19 protein-coding genes are annotated in these 20,341 nt (G+C 67.1%); 8 read left to right on the top strand and 11 right to left on the bottom strand.

What is annotated here, in order from left to right; all coding sequences use genetic code 11:
- Positions 1-11 precede the first annotated feature (11 nt).
- A complete protein-coding gene (locus D5041_RS12145) occupies positions 12-2,261 on the top strand; it encodes a RelA/SpoT family protein (RefSeq protein ID WP_029554430.1) in 2,250 nt (749 codons plus the stop codon).
- 9 nt (positions 2,262-2,270) lie between these two features.
- Here D5041_RS12145 and greB read toward each other — a convergent pair whose 3' ends face one another.
- Positions 2,271-2,843 (bottom strand): transcription elongation factor GreB, encoded by a 573-nt coding sequence (greB, locus tag D5041_RS12140; protein ID WP_265257210.1) that lies wholly within the window; start codon positions 2,841-2,843, stop codon positions 2,271-2,273.
- Positions 2,840-2,974, bottom strand: coding sequence for a hypothetical protein (locus D5041_RS12135; protein ID WP_265284839.1), 135 nt, complete (start codon positions 2,972-2,974; stop codon positions 2,840-2,842). Before D5041_RS12135 ends, greB begins: the two co-directional genes overlap by 4 nt.
- A gap of 136 nt (positions 2,975-3,110) precedes the next feature.
- Between D5041_RS12135 and D5041_RS12130 the strand changes: the two genes are divergently transcribed.
- The gene (locus tag D5041_RS12130) at positions 3,111-3,824 is read left to right on the top strand and encodes a pyridoxamine 5'-phosphate oxidase family protein (RefSeq protein WP_265284838.1); all 714 of its coding nucleotides are present in this window, start codon (positions 3,111-3,113) and stop codon (positions 3,822-3,824) included.
- A 39-nt stretch (positions 3,825-3,863) separates the two neighbouring features.
- Here D5041_RS12130 and D5041_RS12125 read toward each other — a convergent pair whose 3' ends face one another.
- From D5041_RS12125 to D5041_RS12110, 4 genes are all read right to left on the bottom strand, one after another.
- Positions 3,864-4,478 carry a hypothetical protein gene (locus tag D5041_RS12125; RefSeq protein ID WP_265284837.1) on the bottom strand — a complete coding sequence of 205 codons (615 nt, stop codon included), beginning with the start codon at positions 4,476-4,478 and terminating at the stop codon, positions 3,864-3,866.
- A complete protein-coding gene (locus tag D5041_RS12120) occupies positions 4,475-5,344 on the bottom strand; it encodes a nucleotidyl transferase AbiEii/AbiGii toxin family protein (RefSeq protein WP_265257214.1) in 870 nt (289 codons plus the stop codon). The genes D5041_RS12125 and D5041_RS12120 overlap by 4 nt, the downstream gene beginning before the upstream one ends.
- Positions 5,345-5,486: 142 nt before the next feature.
- The gene (locus tag D5041_RS12115) at positions 5,487-9,194 is read right to left on the bottom strand and encodes a hydantoinase B/oxoprolinase family protein (protein WP_265284836.1); all 3,708 of its coding nucleotides are present in this window, start codon (positions 9,192-9,194) and stop codon (positions 5,487-5,489) included.
- Positions 9,195-9,248: 54 nt separating this feature from the next.
- Positions 9,249-9,779 carry a winged helix DNA-binding protein gene (locus tag D5041_RS12110; RefSeq protein ID WP_010103698.1) on the bottom strand — a complete coding sequence of 177 codons (531 nt, stop codon included), beginning with the start codon at positions 9,777-9,779 and terminating at the stop codon, positions 9,249-9,251.
- A 177-nt stretch (positions 9,780-9,956) separates the two neighbouring features.
- On the opposite strand from D5041_RS12110, the gene D5041_RS12105 reads away from it, so the two are divergent.
- From D5041_RS12105 to D5041_RS12095, 3 genes are read left to right on the top strand one after another with little or no spacing between them, the layout of a single operon-like run.
- A complete protein-coding gene (locus tag D5041_RS12105; protein ID WP_265257216.1) occupies positions 9,957-10,931 on the top strand; it encodes a TRAP transporter substrate-binding protein in 975 nt (324 codons plus the stop codon).
- A gap of 7 nt (positions 10,932-10,938) precedes the next feature.
- Complete coding sequence (locus D5041_RS12100; RefSeq protein ID WP_010103701.1) at positions 10,939-11,448, top strand: TRAP transporter small permease; 510 nt, start codon at positions 10,939-10,941, stop codon at positions 11,446-11,448.
- Between the two features lie 17 nt (positions 11,449-11,465).
- The gene (locus D5041_RS12095; protein WP_010103702.1) at positions 11,466-12,770 is read left to right on the top strand and encodes a TRAP transporter large permease; all 1,305 of its coding nucleotides are present in this window, start codon (positions 11,466-11,468) and stop codon (positions 12,768-12,770) included.
- Positions 12,771-12,802: 32 nt separating this feature from the next.
- On the opposite strand, the gene D5041_RS12090 is transcribed toward D5041_RS12095, so the two are convergent.
- Both D5041_RS12090 and D5041_RS12085 read right to left on the bottom strand, forming a co-directional pair.
- Complete coding sequence (locus D5041_RS12090) at positions 12,803-13,120, bottom strand: CcdB family protein (RefSeq protein WP_010103703.1); 318 nt, start codon at positions 13,118-13,120, stop codon at positions 12,803-12,805.
- Entirely contained in the window at positions 13,120-13,389 is a 270-nt protein-coding gene (locus D5041_RS12085; protein WP_265284835.1) for a type II toxin-antitoxin system CcdA family antitoxin, read from the bottom strand. The genes D5041_RS12090 and D5041_RS12085 overlap by 1 nt, the downstream gene beginning before the upstream one ends.
- Positions 13,390-13,582: 193 nt before the next feature.
- Between D5041_RS12085 and D5041_RS12080 the strand changes: the two genes are divergently transcribed.
- Positions 13,583-14,479 carry a M23 family metallopeptidase gene (locus D5041_RS12080; RefSeq protein ID WP_265281342.1) on the top strand — a complete coding sequence of 299 codons (897 nt, stop codon included), beginning with the start codon at positions 13,583-13,585 and terminating at the stop codon, positions 14,477-14,479.
- Between the two features lie 32 nt (positions 14,480-14,511).
- Here D5041_RS12080 and D5041_RS12075 read toward each other — a convergent pair whose 3' ends face one another.
- The gene (locus D5041_RS12075; RefSeq protein WP_407702279.1) at positions 14,512-15,045 is read right to left on the bottom strand and encodes a DUF2242 domain-containing protein; all 534 of its coding nucleotides are present in this window, start codon (positions 15,043-15,045) and stop codon (positions 14,512-14,514) included.
- 262 nt (positions 15,046-15,307) lie between these two features.
- On the opposite strand from D5041_RS12075, the gene D5041_RS12070 reads away from it, so the two are divergent.
- Both D5041_RS12070 and D5041_RS12065 read left to right on the top strand, forming a co-directional pair.
- The gene (locus D5041_RS12070) at positions 15,308-15,736 is read left to right on the top strand and encodes a thermonuclease family protein (protein WP_265257219.1); all 429 of its coding nucleotides are present in this window, start codon (positions 15,308-15,310) and stop codon (positions 15,734-15,736) included.
- 21 nt (positions 15,737-15,757) lie between these two features.
- Positions 15,758-16,156 carry a nuclear transport factor 2 family protein gene (locus D5041_RS12065; protein ID WP_265284834.1) on the top strand — a complete coding sequence of 133 codons (399 nt, stop codon included), beginning with the start codon at positions 15,758-15,760 and terminating at the stop codon, positions 16,154-16,156.
- A gap of 21 nt (positions 16,157-16,177) precedes the next feature.
- Here D5041_RS12065 and D5041_RS12060 read toward each other — a convergent pair whose 3' ends face one another.
- Positions 16,178-19,291: a SwmB domain-containing protein gene (locus D5041_RS12060; RefSeq protein WP_265257221.1), complete on the bottom strand. Its 3,114-nt coding sequence runs from the start codon at positions 19,289-19,291 to the stop codon at positions 16,178-16,180.
- Positions 19,292-19,942: 651 nt separating this feature from the next.
- Entirely contained in the window at positions 19,943-20,332 is a 390-nt protein-coding gene (locus tag D5041_RS12055) for an integration host factor subunit beta (protein WP_265257222.1), read from the bottom strand.
- Between the last annotated feature and the right edge of the window lie 9 nt (positions 20,333-20,341).

Here is a 20,341-nt window from a genome sequence, read left to right as displayed (position 1 = left end):
ACATTTGAGACATGAACGCGGTGCCCGACCCAGCTCCTGCAACGCAGCCCCGAACGGCGGCCGTGGCCGCTGCGAATGCCACTGCAGCCAGCTTTGCCGCGCTCACGGACAGCCTGGACTATCTGGACGCGGCGGGCATCGAACAGGTGCGCCAGGCCTACCGCTTTGCCGACGAAGCGCATCTGGGCCAGTTGCGCAACAGCGGCGAGCCCTACATCACGCACCCGATTGCGGTCGCCACGCAATGCGCCGTCTGGAAGCTGGACGCGCAGGCCCTGATGGCGGCCCTGCTGCACGACGCCATGGAAGACTGCGGCGTCACCAAGGCGGACCTGATCGACCGCTTCGGCGCCCCCGTCGCGGAGCTCGTGGACGGCCTCACGAAGCTCGACCGACTGCAGTTTCACACCCGCGAAGAAAACCAGGCCGAGTCCTTTCGCAAAATGCTGCTCGCCATGGCGCGCGACGTGCGCGTGATCCTCGTGAAGCTCGCGGACCGCACGCACAACATGCGCACGCTGTCCGGCGTGCCGCGCAGCAAATGGGGGCGCATCGCTTCGGAAACGCTGGAGATCTACGCCCCCATCGCCCACCGCCTGGGGCTCAACCAGACCTACCGCGAATTGCAGGACCTGGCGTTCAGGCACCTGCACCCCTGGCGCTACGCCACCCTGTCCAAGGCCGTGGACAAATCACGCAACCGCAGGCGCGACCTGGTCCAGCGGGTGCAGGCCGAAGTGGACGCCGCGTTCTCGAGAATCGGCATGCAGGTACGCCTCGCGGGCCGCGAGAAGACGCTGTACGCGATCTATCAGAAGATGGACCTCAAGCACCTGAGCTTCGCCCAGGTCACCGACATCTACGGCTTTCGGGTCATCGTCCCGACCGTGACCGACTGCTACACGGCGCTCGGCGTGCTGCACCAGATGTACAAGCCGGTGCCCGGCAAGTTCAAGGATCACATTGCGATTGCCAAGCTCAACGGCTACCAGTCCCTGCACACCACCCTCGTCGGTCCCTCGGGGGTGAACATCGAGTTTCAGATGCGCACCGAGGAGATGCACGTCGTTGCCGAAGCCGGCGTGGCCGCGCACTGGCTCTACAAGGCGCAGGACGGTGAGGGGACCTCCGCCGAACGCCTGGGAACCAAATGGCTGCAATCGCTGCTCGACATCCAGAACGAAACCCGGGACGCGGCCGAATTCTGGGACCACGTGAAGGTGGACCTGTTTCCTGACGCGGTCTACGTCTTCACACCGAAGAGCCAGATCATGGCGCTGCCGCGCGGGGCCACCGTGGTGGACTTCGCCTACGCGATCCACAGCGACGTGGGCGATCACACCACCGCAGCAAAAATCAACAACGAGCTCGCCCCCCTGCGCACCGAGCTCAGGAACGGCGACGTGGTGGAGGTGATCACGGCCCCCGTCTCCACGCCCAACCCCGCGTGGCTGGGCTTTGTGCGCACCGGCCGGGCGCGCTCGAAGATCCGCCACTATCTGAAGACCCTGGCGCACACCGAGTCGGAGGGTCTGGGAGAGAAACTGCTGACGCAGGCCATCCGGGCCGAGGGCCTGGAACAGTTGCCCCCGGTGGACGCGCAGACCCAGCCCCTGTGGGACAAGCTGCTGCGCTTTACCGGCAACCGCAGCCACAGCGAGTTGCTGACCGACCTGGGGCTGGGCAAGCGCATCGCCGGAATCGTCGCCAAGCGGCTCATGGTGCTGATGGCAGAGCACGGACACCGCCCCAACGCGCTGCTCATGACGCGCGAGCGCTACAGCTCGCACGAGGCCTTGTCGCTGGGGGTGGTGACGCTCGACGGCAGCGAAAATGCATCCGTGCAATACGCGCCCTGCTGCCGCCCGGTGCCCGGGGACAGCATCGTCGGCTACCTCGGCCGCGGCGAAGGGCTGGTGCTGCACCGCGCGCATTGCAGCGTCGCCAAGCGGCTGCAGCACAAGGACAGCGAGCGCTTCATCGCGGTGGACTGGTCCGACGAGCCGACACGCCTGTTCGAGACCGGCGTGCTCGTCACCATCGCCAACGGCAAGGGCGTTCTCGCCCGCGTGGCGGCGGACCTGGCGAATTCCGAAGCCGACATCACCCACGTCGACATGGGCGACGAGGCGGCGCTCGACACCACCGACCTGCGCCTGATCGTTGCCGTGCGCGACCATGCGCATCTGGAAACCGCGCTGCGCAATCTGCGGCGCACCCCCGCGGTCATCCGGGCGGCGCGGATCACACCGCAGGCATGACGCGCGGGCCTACGGCGCGGCATCCGCCGCCGGATAGCGCACCGCGACGACCTCCAGATGGCGCACGCCGCCCGGTGTCGCGAGCCGGACCTCGTCGCCCACGCGGGCCCTGAGCAGCGCACGGGCCACCGGGGAAATCCAGCTCACCTGGGACCGGTGGCTCTCGGCCTCGTCGATTCCCATGATGGTGACCGTGCGCTCGCCGCCCTGGTCGTCCACATAGGTGACGGTGGCGCCAAAGAACACCTGGTCGCTGCCCGCGTGAACGGCGGGATCGACCACTTCGGCGATCTCCAGCCGCTTGGTCAGAAAGCGGATGCGTCGGTCGATCTCGCGCAGGCGCTTTTTGCCGTACAGGTAATCGCCATTTTCCGAACGGTCTCCGTTGCCCGCAGCCCAGTGAACGGTGTCCACCAGCTTGGGCCGCTCGCCGTCGATCAGTTCCAGCAGTTCCGCGCGCAAGCGCGCAAAGCCTGCGGGCGTGATGTAGTTGCGGCTCCCCGCGGGCAGCGCGGGCGAATCCGGATGCGCCGAATCCTCCTCCTCAGCGCCGTCGCTTTCCCTGGTGAATGCCTTGCTCATTGCCGGCTCTCCCCGGAGAACGCCAGGTGCTCGCTGCCAAAGGCGTCGATCTGGCCCGCCACGGCACGCCGGCGCTGGTACGCATCGGCGACACGGGAACCCTTGGCAATGGGGGCACGGACCGCGTACATTTTCCGCATCTTCCCGGCACCCATGCGCCAAGACACCGACCGGCGAGCTGGCACAGCAAGCACCGGGCGCGACCACGACGCGGTCGTCGCACGCCGTGGATTCCCGTTTTTTTCTTTCAAGCATGCAGGAGCACCCATGGAAAACCTTTCAAGTTTCGATACCGCGCCGGAACACCGGGTCCGGCGCAAGGCCCAGCGCGCCGCGTACGACCGGGAGACTGTCTACTCGATTCTTGACGCTGGCTATTTCTGCCACGTCGCCTTTGTTGTCGATGCCCGGCCGGTCGTGGTTCCGATGACGTACTGGCGGGAGGACGATTTTGTTTACTTCCACAGCGCTGCGGCAGGACGGTTCGCGAATGCCTTTTGTTCCGGCGAAGTGTGCATCAGCATTTGCCACTTCGACGGATTGGTGCTTGGGCACAGTGCCATCAACCATTCCATGAACTACCGGTCCGTCGTGGTGCATGGCATCGCTGAAAAAGTCGAGGGGCAGGAACACAAGCGCGCCGCGATGAAGAATTTTTTTACGGGCATATTTCATTCCAGATGGGACCAGTTGCGGCCGCTGCGCGACGCGGAGATCAATGCCGTGAACGTCTTTCGCCTGAAATTGGAACAGGTGGCGGCAAAGATTCGGGACGAGTTGCCGGACCCGGAGCGCTTTATGCCGGACTGGCCGGTGTGGACCGGGGTGATCCCGGCGCACTGCGCGTTCGCCGAACCCGTTGCCGATCCCCGGATGGATTTTCAGCCGCCCCTGCCCGAGGATCTCCAAGCTTTTCGCGGAAAGGACGGACATGTTCCGGGCTGCCTGGGTGCGCCGGGAGCGCCGGATCGGAGCATGTGAACCGCCATCCCCGCGAAGACCAAAAAGGAAGGACACCCCTCAACGCGAAGCGACCGCTTGTTCGAGCAGGGGAGAGCAGGGCAGTCCGAACGCTGCGCAAGCTGCCAGCCAGTCTGCCTCGTCGCTGTCCACGGCCTGATCCCATTCGATGTCATCGGGCCAGAGGCCGCACTGGCCCCATCCCTCCGTGCGCAGCATGTCGGCCAGCGCCCATGCCGGGCGCAGCGTCGGCAGGCCCAAGGCGCGCTCACCCTGGATGCCATTGCCGGCCGACTGAAACCATTTTGGGCCGCGTGCCACGATCTCGAAGGGTTCGACGCTGAATACCCCCTGCTTGGCGTTCACGGCCACGGTGGGGCGGTGCGGCACTTGCGTCGTCCATCCGGCTTGCCGCAGCGCCTCAATCCCGATGGTCACGGCGGAGGGCATCGCGGCCATCACCGCCTTGCCCCAGTCGGGCGTCGGGTTCGTCAGCAGGTTGGCGTACACGTCGCTGTGCCCGCCAAGCCCGCGCACGAGGCCGCGACGCTTCCACAGGTAGATGTACTGGGAAGCAGCCTTGGACGTCCACTGGAACCGGACCGTCAGATCGCTCCCGCGAAACACGGGCGGCAGGCTTTGCAGTCGCACGATGGCTGATGTCTGCTGTCTCATGGCGTCGGGCTTTCGTAGTCGTCGCGGTGCTCGGCCTCGATCTCGCGCATCATGTCGATGCCTTGTTCGATGGCCTGCACCGCTGTCCGGGTCATTTCCTTCGCGCTGGCCTCCGTGAGAGGCCACGACGACGGCAACCAGCGCTTGAGGTCAGTGACGATGGCGTCACCGGCCTCGCGCAATTCCACGCGGCGTGTGAACGCCTTTTCCAGCCATGCCGATGGCGTCTCGTTGGGGTAGGTGGCGAGCCTGACGCGCAGGTCGTCTGCCGAGCACTCGCGCAATCCGCTGTGCGTGCCCAGCCAGTGCAGGTCGAACACGTCTCGCGGCCTGAGGTAGGGCCGCGCCGCGAGGGCGAACACCTTGTCCGCGTAAATTTCCGGCAGATCGGCCGTGGGCACGAAGGCCTGCATCCCGGCCGCTGGCCCACGGGCCAGCTTGACGGGCGCAACCACCGCTTTCACAACGGACAGCGCCGTCTCTTCGGTCTGCCACATCTCCACCCTCACCCGCACGGCACCGATCACGTTGGGGCCTCCAATGGACACGACGAAGGCGTGCGGGTTGTGTCCGTCCTTGGCCTTGCCGACCGTCAGGCGGGTGTCACCGGGAAGCCAAGCCGTGCCTTCAAGACGGGCCTGCATGGCATCTCCGATGGAGCCGAGTTTGAGCGCAGAGTTGACGAGGAAGTCCAAGTCCTCGCTGAACCGGGGCGAACCGTGGGCCAGATGCAAACTGGTGCCGCCTTGGAACACGAGGTCGCCCGGCTCCCAGCGGCGGGATGCCATCAGGGCGTCCAAGGTCGCGACGTGAAGCGCCTGGCGCAGGTCAAAGGCTTGCGTCGCGGTGAGTTGTCGTTTTGCCATGCTGGGTGTCCTCCAATATGGCTGAATTATCTAAAAAACTTTAGGGAAGTTAAAGCAGATACTGCCAGAAGGATGCAGCCGCGTTTGTGGCGGTTCAAGCGCTCGAACACGCACAGCGCAGCGCGCGGGGAGGCTCCGCCGCTCAGGGGTCTTGGGCTGCGCCAAACCCGCCGCCGCCCGGCGTGTGGATTTCAAACACATCGCCCGGCTGCATCTCGACCTGGCCGATATGCCCGAGCTGTTCGATCCTGCCGTCGCTGCGCAGTACGCGGTTGATTCCCACGGCGCCGGGCGCGCCGCCGGCCATGCCGAAGGCGCCGTGGCGGCGGCCGTTGGAGAGGATGCTCGCCGTCATGGGTTCGAGAAAGCGCACGCGGCGCACGCCGCCGTCGCCGCCTGCCCAGCGCCCGGCGCCGCCCGATCCTGCGCGGATTGCGTAGCCCTCGAGCCGCACCGGGAAGCGGAACTCCAGCACCTCGGGGTCCGTGAGGCGTGAGTTCGTCATGTGCGCCTGCACCACGCTGGTTCCCGCAAAGCCGCCGACCAGGGCGCCCGACGCGTCCCACACGCCGCCCGCGCCGCTGCCGCCCGCGATGGTCTCGTAGTACTGGTAGCGCGCGTTGCCAAAGGTGAAGTTGTTCATGGTGCATTGCCCCGCCGCCATCAGGCCGAGCGCACCGTACAGTGCGTTGGTGATGCAGGTGGAGGTTTCCACGTTGCCCGCCACCACCGCAGCCGGCGGGTCGGGGTTGAGCATGCTGCCACGCGGGATGATGACGTTCAGCGGCTTCAGGCAGCCGGCGTTGAGCGGGATCTCGTCGTCGACCAGCGTGCGGAACACGTACAGCACGGCGGCCATGCACACCGCCGTGGGCGCGTTGAAGTTGTTCGGCTGCTGCGCGCTGCTGCCGCCAAAGTCGATGGTCGCGCTGCGGTTCGCTGCGTCCACGCGCAGCGCCACGCGGATCTGCGCGCCGTTGTCCAGCGGCAGCGTGAAGGCGCCGTCCTTCAGGCGCGTGATGGCGCGGCGCACGGATTCCTCGGCGTTGTCCTGCACATGGCGCATATAGGCCTGCACCACGTCCAGGCCAAACTCGGCGACCATGCGGCGCAATTCCTGCTGGCCCTTTTCGTTGGCCGCGATCTGCGCGCGCAGGTCGGCCATGTTTTGCTGCGGGTTGCGGCTCGGGTACGCGCCGCTTTGCAGCAGCGCGATCACCTCGGCCTCGCGCAGCACGCCGCGGTCCACCAGCTTCACGTTGTCGATCTGCACGCCCTCTTCCTCGATGCGCGTGGAGAACGGCGGCATGGATCCGGGCGTGCTGCCGCCGATGTCGGCATGGTGCCCGCGGCTGCCCACGTAGAACCTGGGCGTGCGCTCGTCGGCAATCCACACCGGCGTGATGACGGTGATGTCCGGCAGGTGCGTTCCGCCGTGGTAGGGGTCGTTGAGCAGGTATACGTCGCCGGGCCGCATCCGGCCCGCGTTCTCGTGCAGCACGGTCCGGATGCTCTCGCCCATGCTTCCCAGGTGCACCGGCATGTGCGGCGCGTTGGCGATCAGGTTGCCCGCGGCGTCGAACAGCGCGCAGCTGAAGTCGAGCCGCTCCTTGATGTTCACCGAGTACGCCGTGTTTTGCAGTTGCAGCCCCATCTGCTCGGCGATGTTCATGAACAGGTTGTTGAACAGCTCGAGCAGCACCGGGTCCACCGTGGTGCCCGCGGCATGCTGCACCGCGCGCGCGGCGTGGCGCGTGAGCAGCAGGTGGTCGAGTTCGGTGAGCTGCGCCTGCCAGCCGGGCTCGACGATGGTCGTGGCGTTCTTCTCGGCGATGATCGCCGGGCCGGCAATCGCATCGCCCGGGCGCAGGTCCTCGCGCACCACCAGCGCGGCGTCGTGCCAGGCGGCCACGCCGTCCACGCCGCCGGTGTACATGCGCACGCTGCTGCGGCGCGGCACCGCGCGCGCGGGTTGCAGCGCGTGGCGGGGCTCCACGGGCGCGTCGCCGGGGAGCACGGCCTCAACCGAAACGGCCTCGACCACCAGGCCCTTGCCCTGCATCAGAAAGGCAAAGCGCTGGCGGTAGGCTTGCTCGAATCCCGCGCGGATCGCGGCACCCAGCGCGGCCGCATCGAGGGACGCCGCACCGGCGTCGGGCCAGGGGACGACGAGCGCCGCGTCGCTGCCCTCGTAGCGCACATGCACGCGGCGCCGCAGCAGCACCTGACCGCCGCTGCCCGACTGCTGGCGTTCGAGTTCGCTGCACGCGCTGGCGGCCAGCTGCCCGAGCCTGGCCTCGATTCCCGCCAACGCATCGGGCGTCAACGGGCATTCCACGGTCTGCTCGCGGATCACGTTCTGATCCGCCAGGCCCATTCCGTAGGCGCTGAGCACGCCCGCCAGCGGGTGCACGAATACGCGCGTCATGCCCAGCGCGTCGGCGACCAGGCAGGCGTGCTGCCCGCCCGCGCCGCCAAAGCATTGCAGGGTGTAGCGCGTGACGTCGTAGCCCCGCGCCACGCTGATCTTCTTGATGGCGTTGGCCATCTGCTGCACGGCGATGCGGATGAAGCCATGCGCCACGTCTTCGGCCCGGCGCCCGGTCCGCGCAGCCAGCGCGCAGAACCCTTGCGCCACCACGGCGCCGTCGAGCGCCTCGTCGGCCGCAGGCCCGAACACCTTGGGGAAATGCGCTGGCTGGATCTTGCCCAGCATCAGGTTCGCGTCGGTCACGGTCAGCGGGCCGCCCCGGCGGTAGCTGGCCGGGCCGGGGTCGGCACCCGCGCTCTCGGGGCCGACGCGAAAGCGCGCGCCGTCAAAGCCCAGGATCGAACCGCCCCCCGCGGCCACGGTGTGAATGCCCATCATCGGCGCGCGCATGCGCACGCCGGCGACCTGGGTCTCGAACTCGCGCTCGAACTCGCCCGCGTAATGGCTCACGTCGGTGGAGGTGCCGCCCATGTCGAAGCCGATCACCCGCCCGTGCCCCGCGAGCGCAGCGGTGCGCGCCATGCCCACGATGCCGCCGGCCGGCCCGCTCAGGATCGCGTCCTTCCCCTGGAAGCGCTGCGCGTCGGCGAGCCCGCCCGAGGACTGCATGAAGAACAGCTTCACCCCGGGCATCTCGCTGGCCACCTGATCGACGTAGCGGCGCAGGATCGGCGAGAGGTAGGCATCGACCACCGTGGTGTCGCCCCGGCTCACGAGCTTCATCATCGGGCTGGTGGCGTGCGATGCGCTCACCTGCGCAAAGCCCAGCGCGCGCGCGATGCGCGCCGCCGCCTCTTCGTGCGCGCCGTAGCGGTAGCCGTGCAGGAACACGATGGCCACGCTGCGCAGACCCGCTGCGTGCGCGGCGCGCAACTGCTCGCTCAGGTGCGCCGTGTCGAGCGGCTCGACCACCTCGCCGTGCGCGCCCATGCGCTCGTGCGCCTCGATGACACGGCTGTAGAGCAGCTCGGGCAGCACGATGTGGCGCTGGAACAGGTGCGGGCGGTTCTGGTAGGCGATGCGCAGCGCGTCCCGAAAGCCCCGGGTGGTGACGAGCAGCGTGGGCTCGCCCTTGCGTTCGAGCAGCGCATTCGTGGCCACGGTGGTGCCCATCTTCACGCATTCCACGCGCTGCGGCGTCACCGGCTCACCGGGCGCAAGGCCCAGCAAGTGGCGGATTCCGGCCACGGCGGCGTCCCGGTACTGCCCCGGGTTCTCCGAGAGCAGCTTGTGCGTGAGCAGCGTGTAGCCGCCGTCCGCGTCGGGCCGCCGGCCCACCACGTCGGTAAAGGTGCCTCCGCGGTCGATCCAGAATTGCCAGCGGAGGGCAGGGGCGCGGGGGGAAGTTTGTCTGGACATTTGCTTTTTTCTGCTCGATGCATGGCTCCGTGCGCGGAGCCGTTGGGAAAGGAATCACGCCGCGGCAGCAGAGCGCGCCGCCTGGTCGTACAGGCCCGAGAGCAGGCGCAGCAGGCGGGCCAGTTCGCCGATGTCGCGGTTCAGCGCGTCGCCGGCCTGCAAGGCGTCGATGAGGCAGGACTCGCGGATTTCGCGGTAGCGCTGCACATGGGCGCGGCCCGCATCGGTGGCGGCGTAGGTGACCTCCTTGCCGTTCTTGCGTGCGGCGACCACGCCCAGGGTCTGCAACTTCTTGAGCGCATAGTTCACCAAGTGCGTGTCTTCCACGTTCATGATGAAGCAGATGTCGGCGAGCCGCTTGTCGCGCGCGCGGTGCGTGACGTGGTGCAGCACCAGCACGTCCAGCGCCGTCAGGTCCCTGAGGCCGGCCGCCGCCATGCAGTGCACCACCCAGCGGTGAAACGCATTGCCCGCGACGATGAGGCCGAACTCGAACTCGCTGAGCTCCGCACTGCGCGCGGACACCAGGTGCGCGGACGATACGATGGGTCCGGGTGCACCGGACGCCCGGGCAGCAGATTTCATGAGGGCCTCCACAGGGTGCCACGGCTCGTGCACGCAAGTCATTACTGAAATTACAGACAATCCGATGATAATTCGTCGACAATTTGTCGGTATCAGGCAAACACCTAGGAACCATCCGGCCGGCATCCCATACAGTGGCCTGCCAAGAACAAACACCCCGAGTGGAGCCCGCATCCCATGAAGCGCAGAAGAATCCTCCCCGCCACCGCACTCGCCCTGGCCCTTGCCGCCACCCCGGTTTGGGCCCAGGTCAAATGGGATCTGGCTGCGGCCTACCCGGCGAGCAACTTCCACACCGAGAACATGGCGCAGCTGGCCAGCGAGGTCGACAAGGCCACGGGCGGCCAGCTCAAGATCACCGTGCACGCCAACGCCGCGCTGTTCAAGGCCCCGGAAATCAAGCGCGCGGTGCAAGGCGGCCAAGTGCAGATGGGCGAGATCCTGCTGGGCAACTTCCAGAACGAATGGCAGATCTTTGGCATCGACAGCCTGCCCTTTCTGGCCGACAGCTACGAGGCCGCAAAAAAGCTCTACGCCGCGCAAAAGCCGTTTCTGGAAAAGAAGCTCGCCGAGCAGGGCATGCTGCTGCTCTATTCCGTGGCCTGGCCGCCCCAGGGCATCGGCACGAAGAAGACCCTGCGCAGCGCCGCCGACCTGAGGGGCGTCAAATGGCGCACCTACAGCCCCGCGACGGCGCGCCTTGCGCAATTGCTCGGCGCGCAGCCGGTCACCGTACAGGCCGCGGAGCTCTCGCAGGCGTTGGCCACGGGCGTCGTCGAAGCGACCATGTCCTCAAGCGCGACGGGCATGGACAACAAGATCTACGAGCACCTCAAGTACTACTACGACACCCGGGCCTGGTTGCCCAAGAACGCCGTGCTCGTGAACAAAAAGGCCTTTGACGCGCTCGACAAACCCTTGCAGCAAGCCCTACTCAAGGCCGGCACCGACGCCGATGCACGCGGCTGGAGCACCAGCACCCAGGTGAACACCGACACCACCGCCAAGCTCAAGGCGCATGGCATGAAGATCGTCGAGCCGCCGGCGGCGCTCAGAGCCGACCTGGCCCGGGCGGGCGAGAGCATGCTCAAGGAATGGATCGCCACGACCGGCCCCGAGGGCCAGGCGCTGATCGACGCCTACCGCAGGTAGGCCACCCATGCGCCGCCTGCTTGATTTCCTGTACGACGCCGCCGCAGCCCTGGCGGCGCTGTTCATGTTCGGCCTGCTGTGCATGGTGCTGCTGTCCGTCGTCAGCCGCCAGCTCGATTTCCATGTGCCGGGCACCGACGCCTACGCGGGCTACCTGATGGCTGCCAGCGGCTTTCTGGCGCTGGCGCACACGCTCAGGCGCGGGGAGCATATCCGCGTCACGCTGCTGCTCAACGCCCTGCCGGGCCGCATGCGCAATGCGCTCGAACTCTGGGCGCTGAGCATCGCCACGCTGCTGGCGCTGTTGTTTGCGCTGTACAGCTGCAAGCTCGCCTGGCAGTCGCACGCGTTCCACGACATCTCCACGAGCAACGACGCCACGCCGCTGTGGATTCCCCAGCTCGCCATGGCCTTGGGCACGGTGCTGCTGGCCGTCGCGTTTCTGGACGAACTGCTGCTGCAAGCGCTGGGCCGGCGCAGTGCGGCGAACTCCGGCGCGGCGCTGCGCAATGAATGAACCGGGCGCTGCCTGCCATGGATGATCTCGCAATTACCGGCCTGCTCGTGCTGTCGCTGTTCCTGATCCTGGGCAGCGGCGTATGGATCGGGCTCACGCTCTCGGGCGTCGCCTGGATCGGCATGCAGCTGTTTTCCGCGCGCCCCGCGGGGGAGGCCATGGCCATGACGATCTGGGGCTCGGCGTCGAGCTGGACCCTCACCGCGCTGCCGCTGTTCATCTGGATGGGAGAAATCCTGTTCCGCACCCGGTTGTCGCAGGACATGTTCAAGGGGCTTGCACCCTGGGTGCAGGCGCTGCCGGGCCGCCTGCTGCACACCAACGTGATCGGCTGCACCATCTTTGCTGCCGTCTCGGGGTCGAGCGCCGCGACCTGCGCGACGATCGGCAAGATGACGCTGCCCGAGCTCACGCGCCGCGGCTACCCCGAACACATGGTGGTCGGCACCCTGGCCGGAGCGAGCACGCTGGGCCTGCTGATCCCGCCGTCGATCATCATGATCGTCTACGGCGTGACGGCCGAGGTCTCGATCTCGCAGCTGTTCATTGCCGGCGTGCTGCCCGGCATCCTGCTCGCGGCCCTGTTCTCGGGCTATATCGTGCTGTGGGCGCTGCGCCACCCCGAGCAGGTTCCCGCGGCGGACGAGCGCATGGCGTTCATGCAGAAACTCGCGCAATCGCGCAGCCTGATCCCGGTGCTGCTGCTCATCGCGACCGTGCTCGGATCGATCTACATCGGCTGGGCCACGGCCACCGAGGCCGCAGCGCTCGGGGTGCTGGGCGCGCTCGTGCTGTCTGGCGTGCAGGGCTCGATGGACTGGCGCAGCTTCAGGGCAGCGCTGATGGGCGCCACGCGCCTGTACTGCATGATCGCGCTCATCCTGGCCGGCTCCGCGTTCCTCTCGCTGGCCATGGGCTACATCGGCCTGCCGCGCCACCTCGCGCAATGGATCGCGTCGCTGGAACTGAACCAGGCGCAGCTCATCGCCGCGCTGGCGCTGTTCTTCGTCCTGCTCGGCTGCTTTCTGGACGGCATCTCGATGGTGGTGCTCACCATGGGCGTGCTCATGCCCACGGTGCAGGCCGCGGGAATCGACCCCCTCTGGTTCGGCATCTTCATCGTGCTGGTGGTCGAGATGGCGCAGATCACGCCGCCCGTGGGCTTCAACCTGTTCGTTCTGCAAGGCATGACGGGCCGCCAGCTGCCCTGGATCTCCCGGGTGGCCCTGCCCATGTTCCTGCTCATGTGCGCCGCCGTGGCGCTGATCTATGCGTTCCCCGGCATCGTGACCTGGCTGCCGCAGCAGATGTCCGCGCGCTGACGGCCTTGCGTGGTGTTGCGCTGACAGGACGCTCAGTACCCCTGAAACAAGAAGTCCAGCGCAGCCGTGATGCGCGCCTGCTCCTGGCTCAACGAGGCGACGCAGTCCCTGAGTATCCGCCGGGGAACGGCCGCCATCTTGGGTGTCTCCAGCAGGCAATCCCTGCCCAGAATCGGGAACACCGGCGTCAGGCGAGTGGGCAGTTTCACCTTGGCATAGTGATCCAGGCTACGCAACGGAATCACTACGCAGCTCTCCAGCCCATCGAGCAGATTGCTCTGGACATCGAGCAGGTACGGTGTGGTGCTGGCCAGCGCGCCGGTGTTGACGTACACGTCGAAGCGCGCCATCAGAAGGTTCTCCACTGCTCCAGCGGCAGACCTTCGGCCTCGATGGTGGCGTTGTAGGTGGCAACGAAATCGGTGTGTTCGCTCCGCCAACGGCGTTCCTGTTCTTGCCGCACCAGCTGCCGCAGATAGTCGTCACACACCTGTGACAGGTTGAGATCCAGCGCCTTGGCGGCATTCAACACGTCCGTACTCAAACTCAAATTGGTGGCCCGCTTCAGAGATTGACGCGACCGGACATGGCGTGGGGATGCAGAGGTTTGTACAGGCATGCGGATTCTCAATGTGCGCATAGAGGGATGCGCACAGTCTAACGATTTTTTTGCGCTGCACGCGCTGATAACCGTCCCTGGCCGTGTCCCACCACCATCCTTGTCGCGCCCGAAGGCACCGACGCGGGGCTCGAACACGGGCCGGGCTACACTGCCACCGGCCCCGTTCAAGCACCCTGCCCTCCCCTGCTCCATGCCTGCCCTGCCTCCCCCCTGCACCCCACGTCCGAGCCGCCGCAGCCTCGTGCTTGCCATCCTGGGGGCTGCCGCGGGGCTGCCCGCCGTGCGCGCGCAGTCTGATGCGCCCGATCCGTGGCCGCGCGCGCTGCCGGTGCCCGGTGGCGTGGTGCAGCTGCCGCTGGGAGCGGCTGCCACGCGGCCGGTGGCGCATCTGCGCCAGGGCCAAGAGGACGTGCCGCTGCTGGTGCTCGGCGACGCCAGCGCGTGGACGGCGGTGGTGGGCATTGCGCTGACGGCAGCGCCGGGCACGGCGTACATCACCGTACAGACCGCTGGCTCTGGCACGCGGCGGCTGCCCTACACCGTGGGCCCCAAGCAGTACCAGGAGCAGCACCTCAGGGTGCCGCCGCACACGGTAGACCTGTCGCCCGAAGACCTGGCGCGCCACACGCGCGAGCGCCAGCACCAAGTGCTGGTGATGAACACATTCTCCGAGGTGCCTGCGGGCAGCGCCGGGCAATCGCTGCGCATGCAGGTGCCGGTGCCGGGGCGGCGCTCCAGTTCGTTCGGGCTGCGGCGCGTGTTCAACGGAAAGCCGCGCAATCCGCACACCGGCATGGACATTGCCGCCCCCCTGGGAGAGTCCGTCGTCGCGCCGCTGCCCGCGCGGGTGATCGACACGGGGGAGTATTTCTTCAACGGCGGCACGGTGTGGCTGGACCACGGCCAGGGCCTGCTGAGCCTGATGTGCCACCTCAGCGCCATCGACGTGCAGGTGGGCGACACGCTGCAAACCGGCCAGCACCTGGGCGCCGTGGGCGCCACCGGCCGCGCGACCGGCCCGCACCTGCACTGGGGCGTGCAACTCAACCGCACGATGGTCGACCCGGCGCTGTTCGTTCCTGCGTAAGCGGAGGCAGGCCGGCCCCCGCCCGCCAGGCGTCAGCCGTCCGACTCCTGATCGATCGCGAGGTAGCGTTTCACCAAGTCAAAGAATCTCTCGTAGAACATGTCTTTGGCGATGGTCTCGCTGCCCACCTTGACCAACGATTCGCTCGTGGAGGAAACCGGCAACGACACCGAGCCGATGGCCCCCACGCCCAGGCTGGCGGAATTGTTCGTCTTGCGCAGAACAAAGGTGTCTTGCAGCGCCGTCACAAAGCCCAGGCTGACCTTGCCGTCACCGGTCTCGGGAACGCAGACCACGCGCACCACGATCTGCACGTGCGATTCGGCTTCGGGCTGAAAGCTCTTGGTGCCCTCCACCAAGTCCACCCTGCTGGAGGAAATCACGTAGCCCTGGCTGAGCAGCGCGCGGCGCGAGGCCTCGCAGGTCTTCGCCGGTGTCGCATCGAACATGCGCGAGTACGTGCCCTCGGACCCGAATTTCTCCTGCACCGCAAACGTTTTCACGGTGACGCCGCCCACGCAGCCCGCGAGCGCCAGGACCGTGCAGGCCGCAGCGCCAGCGCGCAGAGCGCGACGCCAGACCGTGTGTCCAGGCAATGTGTTGTGAGTCCATGGGATAGTCAAGACCGGTCCCTCCTTGTGCCTGCTTTTGCGCAAAGCCCCCATTGTTCAGCAAAAGTCCGGGGCCACGGGAAGTCTGATGGTCTGTCCGCCAGGTGGTTCCATGGCTGGACACAAGCCGTTGCATGCGACACCTGCGAATCCTGGCGTGGCCGGCAGGCCACTACACTATCGATAGCTTTCCGCGTGGCCCACCCCATACCGCCCCATGCCCCTTGCCTCCCTGCTTTGCTTGGTCATCGCCGTCAACGACGGTGACACCCTGACCGTGCGCTGCGCTGCGCCAGACGACCGGCAGCCGGTGAGGGTGCGCATTGCCGCCATCGACGCACCGGAGTGGCAGCAGGCCTTTGGCCAGCAGGCGCGCCAGCACCTGGCGCAAATTTGCTTCAGGCAGCAGGCCACCCTGCGTCCGGTGGACCAGGACAGCTACGGCCGCACGGTGGCCGATGTGCGCTGTGGCGACACCGACGCGGCCTCCGCGCAGGTGCGCGCGGGCCTGGCCTGGGTGTACCGGCCCTACGCCCGCGCACACCCCCACCTGCCGCCCCTGGAGCGCCAAGCCCAGGAGCAAGGTCTGGGACTGTGGTCGCAAAAACAGCCGCAGGCCCCGTGGAACTACCGGCACCATCGCTGAATGGGACAGGAGAAACCGCCCATGAACCCGTCCCCCATCGACACCGTGCGCCGCTACCTCGATGCCTTGCAGGCCGGCGATACCGCGGCTCTGGTCGCCTGCTTCGAGGCCGAAGGCTGCGTGCTCTCGCCCTTTCTGGGAACCATGCCCGCGCGCAGCTTCTTCCCGAAACTGGCGCAGGCCTCGGCGCGCAGCGTGATCACGCTCATGGACCTGTTCACGAACGTGCAGCCGGACGCCGAAGTCACCCGCGTGGCCGCCTACTTCCGCTACGACTGGACGCTCCTGGACGGCAGTCTCGTGGCCTTCCACTGCGTGGACATTTTTGACTTCGCGCCCGGCAGCGAGCGCATCGCGCGCATGCACATCGTCTACGACACCCACCCGCTGCGCGCCGCGGTGGGCGACAAGTACGCCTGAATACGCGCCCGCTGGCCCCGCTCAGAACCAGAACCCGTCATGCGCCACGTCCGGCGCCTGCCCCACGATGGACAGCGGCATCTGCGCCGCGGCGCCGGGCGCGGTGATCACACCGTTGGCCTCCCCATCGGCGTCGAACGGTCCGCCGTCCTTGATCTGGAAGTCCAGCCGCAACCGCCCGCCTTCGTTCACCATCTTGCCGCCGTAAGGGCTGCTCGCCAGATTCACCCAGGTGCCCGTGTTGTCCTGCACCCAGTAGCCGTTGGCGCCGATCTTCGGGTCCACGTACAGGCTGAAGGTCTCGCTGCTGCCGACGGTGTTCAGCGCGGCCTGGAAACTCGTCAGCGCGATCGGCGTCTCCAGCGCCTTGGGTGTTTGGGCGGGCACTGCTTTTTGCTCCAGGCTGGTGATGCGGGTGTGGCTGCCGGAGGGGACCTTGCCGTCCTGGCTGTCTGCTACCAAGGTGACCGAGGTGCCGGAACTGCTGCTGGTCTTGGCGCTGAAGGAGGCGACTGCGGCCTGCGCGCTGTCCTGGATGCCGTCGTTGTTGCCGTCTCCGGTGGTGGAGCCCTTGGGGCCGACGGCCTGGTCCTCCTGGGCGCTGGAAATGCCGTCGCTATCGCTGTCTGCGTCGGGCGCCCTGGGAGGGGTGCGTGCGGGTGGGGCGGGCGTGAGGTTGTCCACGGTCGTGGCCGCGAAGCTGGCAGCGTCGTTGTGCGCCGCGTCCTGTATCGCGTTGGCGTCGTCGCCGGACGTGGGGTCGTTGTAGGCAACGCTTACTGACTGGTCCCTGGTGACAGCGGTGCTCAGCGTCAGCGTGACGGTCTTTTCCGTTGCGTTCACGGCGACCGCGGTAACGGCATTCGCGACGCCATCCACGAGCACCGTAAAGGCCCCGGTGGCCGGTTTGTGCGCCGGGTCGGCGTCCAAGTTGCTTGCGTCGCCAAAGCTGAGCACCAACTGGCTGCCGTTGACCTTGGGGCGCGTGGCGCCGGTGGTGATCAGCTGCGGGCTCTCGCGGTCCGGCACGCGGTTGTCCACTGCGGTGGACGGAAAGCTGGTCAAGCGGTTGCCGGCCGTGTCCCGTATGGCGCTGGTGTCGTCGGGCGTGCCGTCGGTGTAGGCGATGCGCACGCTCTGACCATGTCGCACGGGGGTGCTCAGCGTCAGGTAGACGAGCTTGCTGTTTGCACCCACGACGACCGAGGTGACGACATTGGCTGTGCCATCCACAAGCACCGTGAAGTCCCCGCTGAGCGGCTTGCGCGCCTCGGCGGCGTCCAAGTTGCTCGCGTCGCTGAATTCGAGCACCAAGTCGCTGCCAAGGACTCTCGGGCCTGCGGTACCGGTGGTGATCAGCTGCGGGGGCACGGTGTCTGCCGTATTGATCTCCGTGGCCGCGAAACTGGCCAGGCGGTTGCCCGCTGCGTCCTGTATGGCGCTGGTGTCGGTGGCGCTGGGCGTGCTGTCGGTGTAGGCGACGGTCATCGCTTGGCCCGGTGTCACGGCGGTGCTCAGCGTCAGCGTGATGGTCTTGGCCTGGGCGTCCACAGCAACGGCGGTGACGGCGTTCGCGGTAGTCCCCGCGAGCACGGTGAAATCAGCGGCAAGCGGCTTGCGGGCCGGGTCCGCGTTCAGGGGGCTCACGTCGTCAAAGCTGAGCACCAGTTGCTGGCCGTCGGCCTTGGGGCGCGGGGTCCCGGTGGCAATCAGCTGCGGGGGCGTGGTGTCTGCCGTGTTGACATCCGTGGCCGCGAAGCGGGTCAGGTGGTTGCCCGCTGCATCCTGTATGGCGCTGGTGTCGCCCGGCGTGCTGTCGGTGTAGGCGACGGTCAGCGCCTGGCCAGGTGTCACGGTGGTGCTCAACGTCAGCGTGATGGTCTTGGCTTGGGCGTCCACGGCAACGGCGGTGACGGTGTTCGCGGTAGTCCCCGCGAGCACGGTGAAATCACTGGCGACCGGCTTGCGGGTCGGGTCCGCGTTCAGGGAGCTCGCGTCGTCGAAGCTGAGCAGCAGTTGCTGGCCGCTGACCTTGGGGCGCGCGTCACCGGTGGTGATCAGCTGCGGGGGCACGGTGTCTGCCGTGTTGACATCCGTGGCCGCGAAGCGGGTCAGGCGGTTGCTTGCTGCGTCCTGTATGGCGCTGGTGTCTCCCGGCGTGCTGTCGGTGTAGGCGACGGTCATCGCTTGGCCGGGTGTCACGGTGGTGCTCAGCGTCAGCGTGATGGTCTTGGCCTGGGCGTCCACGGCAACGGCGGTGACGGCGTTCGCGGTAGTCCCCGCGAGCACGGTGAAATCACCGGCAACCGGCTTGCGGGTCGGGTCTGCGTTCAGGGGGTCCGTGTCGTCGAAGCTGAGCACCAGTTGCTGGCCGTTGGCCTTGGGGCGCGTGGCGCCGGTGGTAATCAGCTGCGGGGGCACAGTGTTTGTGTTGACATCCGTAACCGGAAAGCTGACCAGGGGGTTGTACGCTGCGTCCTGTATGCCATTGCCATCGGTGTCCGGCGTGCTGTCGTTGTAGGCGACGGTCACCGTCTGACCAGGCGTCACGGCGGTGGTCAGCGTCAGCGCAATGGTCTTGGCCTGGGCGTCCACGGTGACCTCGGTCACGGCATTGGGACTGCTCCCCACGAGCACCGCAAAGTCCCCGGCAACTGGTTTGCGGTCCAGGTCCGTGTTCAGGTTGCTGGCGTCGCTAAAGCTGAGCAGCAGTTGCTTGCCGCTGACCTTGGGGCGCGCGTCACCGGTGGTTATCAGCTGCGGGGGCGTGCGGTCTCGTGAGTTGTTCTTGATCTCCGTGGTCGGAATGCTGGCCAAGCTGTTGTCTTGTGTGTCCCGTATGCCCTTGTCGTCGTCGGGCGTGCTGTCGTTGTAGGCAAGGGTCACTCTTTGGCCAAACTGCACGTAGGTGGACAGTCCCAGCATGATCAGCTTGCCCCCCACGACGACATTGTTGACGGTGCTGCGAACACCATCCACGTATACCGTGAAGTCCTCGCTGGCCGGCTTGCGCGCCGGGTCCGCGTCCAAGTTGTTTTCGTCGTGGAAGCTGAGCGACAGCTGGTTATCGTTGACCGAGGGGTAGTCGCGCGTGCGCTCCAGTTGCGGGGGCGTGGTGTCTGTGGTGATCGTCATGGTGCTTGCGTGGTGAATGTGCGTTGGATGGGGCACGGGCGCCTATCCCTTGCGGGCAGGGGACGCGATGGGGGGTGATTCCGATGGGCTAGAGCCTGTTCGCGGTCTTGTCCGCAGGCGCGCGCGTTGTCCCCCTTCTGGCGGCGTGCGCCAGGCGGCCATCCCCCCGACATGCAGGGGAGCGGCGATGCAGCCCGGACCATGGGCTGGCATGCGCAGCAATCCCCGGGGAAGGCCCCGCGAACGGTTTCTTGGTGCCTTGAACCCCTACCGATCAGATCGGGGGGGGGGGGGGGGGGGGGGGGGGGGGGGGGGGGGTCACACAGGACGCTGCGGGTGCGCATGCCCGGTGTCCTTGCCGGGCGCCGGTGTTTTGGCGCCCGTGGGGACGAACTCAGCAGCCAGCCGTGCCATGGGGCCAGCGGTTTCTACGGGGTGGAGCGGGCGGTTCGGCCTTCGGCACATCGCCAGGCCCCGGAAGGAGGCCTTCCAGGGAGAGATGCTTGCGGCTTGGCAAAACCAGCTGCGCAACGTCCGCTGGGCGGGGTAAGGCACGACTGATCCCCAGCGCCTGCCCATACCGGGGAGGGATGCGCAGGCAAGGACAGGCCGGTTCTGCATGCCGCGCATCATAGCGCGGCATCTGTAGCTTCATTCCGGGCGAGGCGCGGGCAATTGCGCTTCGCCGGACTCGGGGGAGACGACGCTGGTGCTCTCCTGCATTTCGGCTGTGCGCTCGTCCATTGCTTCGCGCAGGGCCTTGCCGGGCCTGAAGTGCGGAACCCGCTTTTCCGGGATGGCCACCGCTTCGCCGCTGCGCGGATTGCGGCCCATGCGGGGCGGGCGGTGGTTGATCGAAAAGCTGCCAAAGCCCCGGATCTCGATGCGGTGCCCACGCACCAGGGCAGCGCCCATGGCGTCAAGAATGGTCTTGACGGCGTATTCGGCGTCGTGGGGCGTCAGCTGACTGAAGCGGGCAGCCAGTTCTTCAACGAGGTCTGAGCGGGTCATGGAGTCCTGGGGAATGGGCTTGATCGGCATGGCTGGCCT

This window comes from Verminephrobacter aporrectodeae subsp. tuberculatae, from assembly GCF_026127385.1.
Classification (GTDB): Bacteria; Pseudomonadota; Gammaproteobacteria; order Burkholderiales; family Burkholderiaceae_C; genus Acidovorax; species Acidovorax aporrectodeae.
Note: the sequence above shows the minus strand (reverse complement) of the source record. Positions and strands in the feature narration are given on the sequence as shown.